Genomic DNA, 7,418 nt, shown 5'->3' with positions numbered 1-7,418 from the left:
GCGGAGCCGTCGGCCCCGCCCCCGACGGACCCGCCGCCGACGGCTCCGCCGCGCGGCTGACCCGCACCGATCGCCTGCTGAACGTGGTCGAGCGGCTGGGCAACAAGCTGCCCGAGCCGTTCATGCTGTTCCTGATCCTCTTCGCGATCACCGGGATCGTCTCCACCGCGATGGCGCTGGCCGGGGTGAAGGTGAGCGTGCCCGGATCCGACGAGGTCACCGTCATCAAGGGCCTGTTCACCGGGGAGGGGATGGCCTGGCTGACCACGAGCCTGGGCGAGAACTATCTGGGCTTCCCGCCGCTGGTCACCGTGATGCCGATCCTGCTGGGCATCGGCATCGCCCAGCACTCCGGGCTGCTCGCCGCCGGGATCCGCGCGATGTTCGGCTCCTCGCCGGCGTGGCTCCTGCCCTACGTGGTGGGCATCGTGGGCGTGATCGCCTCGATCATGTCCGACTCGGCCTTCGTGGTGGTGCCGCCGCTGGCCGCGCTCGTGTTCAAGGCCGCCGGTCGGCACCCCGTCGCGGGACTCCTGGGCGGCTTCGCGGCGGCCGGCGCCGGCTACTCCACGAACCTCGTGCCCACGAGCCTGGACGCCCTGTTCGCGGGCATCACGAACTCCGTGATCGAGACCGTCTCCGGGCTCGGCGCGACCACGGTGAACCCGGTGTCGAACTGGTGGTTCAACATCGCCTCCTCGATCGTGCTGGCCCTGATCGCCGGTTTCATCATCGACCGCGTCATCGAGCCGCGCCTGGTGCGCCAGGACATCCCGCGCGACGAGACCATCGAGGAGGACGCCGACGGACAGGCCCCGGAGACCTCGGGCGAGTCCTCCGAGCAGATGCGCGCCTCCCTCTCCCGGCCGGAGAAGCGGGGCCTGCTGCTCACGGTCCTCGCCGGCCTCGTGCTCACCGCGATCGTGCTGCTCGCGGCGCTCGTGCCCGGCTCCCCGTGGCGCAACGAGGACGGCGGCTTCCTGCCGACGTCCCCGCTGCTGGACTCGATCGTGTTCCTGGTGTTCCTCTACTTCGTGGTCCTGGGCAGCGTGTACGGGATCGCGACCGGCACCCTGCGCTCCACGCGCGACGCCGTGCGGATGATGACCGAAGCGCTCAAGGAGATGCTCCCGTTCATCGTCCTCGCGTTCATCCTGGGCAACTTCATCGCCCTGTTCAACTGGTCCGGCATCGGCTCCTGGATCGCCGTGACCGGCGCCGAGGGCCTCGAGCACATCGGCCTCACCGGCTTCGGCGCCGTCATCGGCTTCATCCTGCTGGCGAGCGTGCTGAACCTGTTCATCATCTCCGGCTCGGGCATGTGGACGATCATGGCCGCCGTGTTCGTGCCGATGTTCGCCCTGCTCGGCTACGAGCCCGCCTTCACGCAGGCCGCCTTCCGGGTGGGCGACTCCGCGACCCAGGTGATCACGCCCATGAACCCGTACATGGTGGTGCTGCTGGGCATGCTGCGGAAGTACGAGCCGGCCGCCGGACTGGGCAGCCTCTTCGCGCGCATGCTCCCGTTCGTGGTCCCCTTCTGGATCGCCTGGACGCTGATCCTCGCCGTGTTCTTCGCCTTCGACCTGCCGCTGGGCCCGGGCAACGGGATCCATCTGGGACAGTGAGCCGATGAGCACGAGGGAGCCGAGCGACGACGGGCCGACGGGGGACGGGCCGACCGACGACGGGCGGAGGCCGCTGACCGCGCTCCTGCCGCCCGTGCTGCTGGGCCTCGCGGTGCTGCTGGTCCTGCAGATGATCGGCCTCGCCCTCGCCGCGCTCCTGCACCTGCCGATCCCCGGCGTGGTGCTCGGACTCGTGCTGCTGGTGGTCCTGGGGCTCGTGCCGCGCACCCGCGGCATCCTGCGCGTCGCCGAGCCCGCGGGCACCCCGCTGCTCGCGCACCTGCAGCTGCTGTTCGTCCCGCCGGGCGTCGGCGTGGTCGTCGAGATGGGGGCGCTCGCCCGCAACGCCCTGCCGATCGCCCTCGCCGTCGGCGGTTCCTTCCTGCTCGCCCTGCTCGTCGTCGGCCGCGTGCTGCAGGCCCTGCTGCACCGGCAGGACCGACGCCGCGGCGACGACGGCCATCAGCGGCTCGAGGGGAGCGGCGCATGAGCGGCGCCGTCCAGACCGTCGTCCACCTGCCGATCTTCGGTCTCATGCTCACGCTCGCCGTCTACCTCGGCTCCCTCTGGCTGCACCGCCGCACGGGCCGGCCGGCCCTGCTCACGCCGGTCTTCGTCACCGTCGTGGTGGTCGCCGCGGTGCTCGAGATCGTCGGCCTGCCCTATGCGGAGTACCTGGAGCAGGTCTCGGTGCTCACGCTGCTGCTGGGCCCGGCGACGGTGGCGCTCGCCCTGCCGCTGCTGGCGAACGGGCGGGCGCTGGCGCGCTCGGCCGCCTCCGTGGTGCTCGCGCTGATGGTGGGCGCGGTGGTGAGCCTCGGGGTGACCGTGGGCGTGCTGCGGGCCTTCGGCACCGACCCGGAGATCCTGCGCTCCGTGCTGCCGCGCTCGGTGACCAGCCCCGTCGCCCTCACCCTCGCCGAGTCGCTCCAGGCCTCGGCGCCGCTGGCCGTGGTCCTTACGATCCTCTCGGGGATCCTCGGCGCCGTGTTCGCGCCCGTGCTGCTGAGCCTCGCCCGCGTCCAGGACCCGCGGGCGCGCGGTTTCGCCATCGGGCTCACGTCCCACGGGATCGGCACCTCCCGCGCGCTCGACGAGTCGCCCGTCACCGGCGGCTGGTCGAGCGCCGCCATGGTCCTCAACGCGCTGGCCATGACGCTCGTCCTGCCCCTGCTCGCGCCGCTGATCGCCTGAGCAGCAGGCCCCCGCAGGCGCTCGCCGCGGGGGATCGCCGGGGGAGGAGGATCCCCCGTGCGGGGGAGGTCGCGGCGCGCCGGCCCCGGAAGGCTCAGGGCATGACCACACGAACAGCTGCCCCGCCCCTCCACCGTCCCCTCCGTCCCCGACCCGTGCCGAGGGGGCTGCTGGCGATCGCCGCGATCCTCGGACTCCTCGCGACCGCCCTCGGCCTGCTCGCGCTGCTGCGCCCGGGCTCGGCGCCCTTCCCCGGTTCGGCCACGCCCCCGCCGGTCGTCGCGATGACCGGGCCGACGGTCTGGTCCCTCGTGCAGATCGCGGGGGGACTCCTGGCGGCCGCCGGGGCTCTCGCTGTGCGGAGGTCGCGCAGCGGAGCCCCCGTCGCCCTGTCCGCCCTCGCGATCCTCGAGATCGCCGTCTTCGGTCTGGGGTCCTCGAGCCTCACCGTCCTGTCCGGCGCGGGCTATCTCCTGGCCCTCGCGATGCCTGCGATCGTCGCGGCCGCGGGCCTGAGCCTGCTGGTGAGGGGCCGCACTCCCGGACGTGTCACGGGCGCCGCGATCCTCCTGGGTCTGATCACACTCGCCGTCCTGCTGAGGGAGCAGATCGTCCACATCGCCGAGACCTTGACCCCGGCGCTCCTCGGGCAGGTCGGCGAGATGTCCGCCACCGCACTCTTCGTCCTGACCGCCGTCGTGTGGGCAGTGATCCTGGTCGGCGCGGTGCGCGGCTCGTCCGCCCTCGCGCGGGGCGGGCGCTGGGTGCTTCGTCATCGCGTGGCACTCACCGTCGTGGCCGCTGCCTCCGCGCTCCCGTACGCGCTGCTGCGGCTGACCTGGCTCACCCCCTGGCCGCAGCTCGGCGGGGAGGCCGCTGCGGACCCGTCGACGCGCCTGTGGGGTCTGGTCCTGTCCTCGGGGGCATGGTGCGGTGCGCTGCTCACGATGGGTCTGGTCCGGCCGTGGGGCGAGGTGTTCCCGCGCTGGTTCCCCGTGATCGGCGGGCGCCGGGTCCCCGTGGCCGTCGCCGCGGTCCCCGGATTCGCGGTCGCCGGCCTCCTGTGCTGCGCGGCCGTCCCGATGGCGCTCATGGGGCTCAGTGCTCCCGGTGGCGCCTCTCTCCTCCTGGTCGTCGAGAGCCTGATCGCCTTCCCGTGCTGGCTGTGGGGGCCCAGTCTGGGCCTCGCGGTGTGGGGATACGTGGAGCACCGTCGCGCCATCGGCCGATGAGCAAGGATGGGCACGTGGACGTTCGTGCGCAGGGTGGCCGGTTCGCCTGGTCGATGAGCGGCGCCGCGATCGCCAGCACCGTTCTGCTGCTGGTCGCGGTGCTGGTGCCCTCTGCGGCCGGCAGCCGCGGCACCGAGTTCGCGATCGGGGTCGTCGGGGCGCTCCTGCTGGGGACGATCATCGGACTCGTCCCGGGTGTGCGCGAGCTCGAGGTGACCGGGGCCCGGATGATGCTCGGCTCCCGGGCGGAGCTCGTGGCCCCGCGCCGGCCGCGTCTCCTGCACCGGGCGCAGACCGTCGTCTGGGTGCTCCTGCACCTGGGCGCGGGTCTGGCCAGCGCCGCGTGCCTGATCATGGTGATGCCCGCGGGCATCGTCACGGCGGTCGAGGCGGTGGGCGGGGCGTCGGGAACGGTGCTCGACCTCCCCGTCTCGGGGGCCGGGCGCATCGCGACCGCGGTGCTCGCGACCCTCGCCGCGCTCGGCGGCCTGCTCGCGTGGGCACTCATCGGCATGATCGCCGTGCGACTGGCGCCGCTGCTGCTGGGGCCGACCTCCCGGGACCGCCTCGAGATCGCGCTGGCTCGCGCCGACCGCGAGGCCGAGCACACCCGCATCGCTCGGGAGCTGCACGACGGCATCGGCCACGCCCTCTCGATCGTGAGCATCCAGGCCGCCGCGGGTGGCAGGGTCCTCGTGCGGGACCCCGCATCGGCAGGGGCGGCGCTGCAGAGGATCGAGGCCACCGCGCGCGACGCCCTCCAGGAGCTCGATGCGGTGCTCTCCACGCTCCGCGCCGAGAGCACCGCCCCGGGCCCACCCGCCGATCCGCTGCAGGTGGTCCGGGAGCATCGTCGGGCCGGCATGGACATCACCGAGCGGATCGACCTCCCGGATGACCTCGCACTCCTCCAACGCGGCCACCTCACCCGGATCCTCGCCGAGCTGCTGGCCAACGCGCACCGTCACGGCGCTCCCGGCCAGGTCCGCGTGGACCTGAGGGGCGACGACCGCCGGATCCACCTCGACGTGAAGAACCCGCTCGCCGCCGACGCCCCTCCGGGCACTCCGGCACCGGTCGTCCGCTCCGGCGCTCATCCGGTGCGGGACGACGGTCCGGATGCCGACGGGACGCGCGCGGGTGATCGCCGTCCGGCTCGGAGCGGCGGCCGAGGCCTCACGGGGATGCGGGAGAGGGTGTCCCTGTTCGGCGGAACCCTCGAGGCGGGTCCTCAGGGCGGGGACTGGATCGCGCACGTCGACCTGCCGACCCTGCGCGAGGAGGGATGACATGGCACTGAAGCCCGGGACGTCACCGGATGCGAGGCCGGTGCGAGTGCTGCTCGCCGACGACGAGCCGCTCGTGCGTCAGGGCATGTCGCTCATCCTGGATGCCGAAGAGGATCTGACGGTCGTCGGGGAGGCCGACGACGGCGCCGACGCGCTGCGGCTCGTGCGCACCGAGCGGCCCGACGTGGTGTGCATGGATGTGCGCATGCCGGGCATCGACGGGATCCGGGCGACCGAGCTGATCCTGCGCGAGCCGCGGCCGCCGAGGATCCTGGTCATCACGACCTTCGAGCACGACGAGCACGTGATCGACGCGTTGCTCGCCGGGGCGTCGGGACTCCTGCTCAAGCGATCCGGCGCCGAGGAGATGGTCCAGGCCGTTCGGACCATCGCCCACGGCGAGAGCCTGCTGTTCCCGGACTCGGTGCGCACCCTGCTGAAGGCGCGCACCGGAGTGCGCCCACGTTCCGCACAGGCCCTCACCCAGCGCGAGACCGAGGTACTCGCCGGTCTTGCACGGGGATTGTCGAACGCGGAGATCGCCGACGAGCTCGTCGTGGGCCTCGAGACCGTCCGCTCGCACGTGGCGGCGGTGTTGCGCAAGCTCGACGTCCGGGATCGCACGCAGGCAGCAGTCGTCGCGGTCCGTGAAGGCCTCGTCGACCCCTGACGTGAGGCGAGAGACGGGCGGGGTCTCCGAGAACGGCGCGCGGTGAGAGCCCGGTCGTCGACCGACCCTGGAGCGGCCCGTCCCGCCCCTGCCCGTCCTGCCGCTGCTCGCGTCGCTGGTGTCCGGGTGAGCGGTCACACGCCCAAGCCGTGCGCATACCTATGGTTCCCGGTGGGTAATATCCAGGAATCCAGACCGCCGGACGAGGACGTGACATGAGGATCTCCGAGCTTGCCGACACCGCCGGCGTGCCCGTGGCGACCATCAAGTTCTGCCTGCGCGAGAAGCTGCTGCCGCCCGGCCGGCTCACCTCCCGCACGAGCGCGGTCTACGACGAGGGCCACGTGGACCGGGTGCGCCTGATCCGCGCGCTCACCGACGCCGGCGGACTGAACATCGCGGCCGTGCGCCGCATCGTCGACGCCCTGGACTCCCCGCACCAGGAGCAGATCGACATGCTCGGCATCGCCCAGCGCACCCTCGCGGGCGAGACCGCGGAGGACGCCGAGACGGCGACCGTCGACGAGGACGCCGCGCGCTTCGCGCCCGGGAAGATCTCGCCCCGCGTGCGGGCGCTGGCCGAGCGGCGCGGCTGGAGCGTCCTGGAGCGCTCCGATCCGCTCATGGCCCGCCTCGAGCAGGCCTGGGCCGCCTGCGACCAGGCCCGCGTGCCGACGGGCGACGACCACATCGACGCCTACGCGGAGGCCATGTCCCTCGTGGCCGGCGCCGACATCGCCCACATGCCCCGCAGCACGGCCGAGGCCATGCGCATGGTCGTGGTGGGCACCGTCATGAGCCGCGGCCTGCTGGACGTGCTGCGCATGATCGAGCAGCGGGAGTCCGCGATCGCGCACGCGAAGGCACGCGGGGCGGAGTAGTCCCAGAGGCCCCGGCCCCGGCCCCGGGGCGAGGCCGACGGGGCCGGGTCCCCGGCGGGGCCCGCGCCGCTCAGAGCTCCAGGCGCTCCCTGACCTGCGCGTCCTCCGGGAGCATCCGGGAACGGGTGAGGAACCGCTTGCCGTCGGGCGTCTCGAGGCTGAAGCCGCCGCCGCGCCCGTCGACGAGGTCGATCGTGAGGTGGGTGTGGCGCCAGTAGGCGAACTGCTCGCGGCTCATCCAGAAGTCGAGCGGACTCGTGGAGCCGTCCGGCAGCGGCACCTCCGCGTGCCCCATGCGCACGTCCGCGTCGCCGGTGAGGAAGTCGCCGGCCGGGTAGCACATGGGGGAGGAGCCGTCGCAGCAGCCTCCGGACTGGTGGAACATGAGCGGCCCGTTGCGGTCGACGAGCCGCTGGATCTGCGCCACCGCCGCCTGCGTGAAGGCCACCCGGGAGAAGTCCTCGCCCTCGATCGTGGGATCGGCCTCGAGCACGTCGTCGGACGGGGTGGGCTCGGGCAGCGGG

8 protein-coding genes are annotated in these 7,418 nt (G+C 73.1%); 7 read left to right on the top strand and 1 reads right to left on the bottom strand.

Annotated elements, in window-relative coordinates; translation table 11 throughout:
- The first annotated feature begins 56 nt into the window (after nt 1-56).
- The 7 genes from MHY49_RS18480 to MHY49_RS18450 all read left to right on the top strand — a co-directional run bounded on the left by MHY49_RS18480 (nt 57) and on the right by MHY49_RS18450 (nt 6,894).
- Nucleotides 57-1,628 (top strand): AbgT family transporter, encoded by a 1,572-nt coding sequence (locus tag MHY49_RS18480; RefSeq protein WP_239206621.1) that lies wholly within the window; start codon nt 57-59, stop codon nt 1,626-1,628.
- 4 nt (nt 1,629-1,632) lie between these two features.
- Complete coding sequence (locus MHY49_RS18475) at nt 1,633-2,118, top strand: CidA/LrgA family protein (RefSeq protein ID WP_239206617.1); 486 nt, start codon at nt 1,633-1,635, stop codon at nt 2,116-2,118.
- Nucleotides 2,115-2,822 (top strand): LrgB family protein, encoded by a 708-nt coding sequence (locus tag MHY49_RS18470; protein ID WP_239206615.1) that lies wholly within the window; start codon nt 2,115-2,117, stop codon nt 2,820-2,822. Before MHY49_RS18475 ends, MHY49_RS18470 begins: the two co-directional genes overlap by 4 nt.
- Before the next feature lie 101 nt (nt 2,823-2,923).
- Nucleotides 2,924-4,054, top strand: coding sequence for a hypothetical protein (locus MHY49_RS18465; protein ID WP_239206613.1), 1,131 nt, complete (start codon nt 2,924-2,926; stop codon nt 4,052-4,054).
- 14 nt (nt 4,055-4,068) lie between these two features.
- Entirely contained in the window at nt 4,069-5,343 is a 1,275-nt protein-coding gene (locus MHY49_RS19440) for a histidine kinase (protein WP_239206611.1), read from the top strand.
- Nucleotide 5,344: 1 nt separating this feature from the next.
- Nucleotides 5,345-6,013 (top strand): response regulator transcription factor, encoded by a 669-nt coding sequence (locus MHY49_RS18455; protein ID WP_239206609.1) that lies wholly within the window; start codon nt 5,345-5,347, stop codon nt 6,011-6,013.
- Nucleotides 6,014-6,228: 215 nt separating this feature from the next.
- A complete protein-coding gene (locus MHY49_RS18450; RefSeq protein WP_239206607.1) occupies nt 6,229-6,894 on the top strand; it encodes a MerR family transcriptional regulator in 666 nt (221 codons plus the stop codon).
- A gap of 70 nt (nt 6,895-6,964) precedes the next feature.
- Here the strand turns inward: MHY49_RS18450 and MHY49_RS18445 are convergent, their stop codons facing one another.
- Nucleotides 6,965-7,414, bottom strand: coding sequence for a DUF779 domain-containing protein (locus MHY49_RS18445; protein WP_239206619.1), 450 nt, complete (start codon nt 7,412-7,414; stop codon nt 6,965-6,967).
- Nucleotides 7,415-7,418 lie beyond the last annotated feature (4 nt).

It is taken from the genome of Brachybacterium sp. ACRRE (genome assembly GCF_022346485.1).
In the GTDB taxonomy this organism is placed as follows: domain Bacteria; phylum Actinomycetota; class Actinomycetes; order Actinomycetales; family Dermabacteraceae; genus Brachybacterium; species Brachybacterium halotolerans.
Note: the sequence above shows the minus strand (reverse complement) of the source record. Positions and strands in the feature narration are given on the sequence as shown.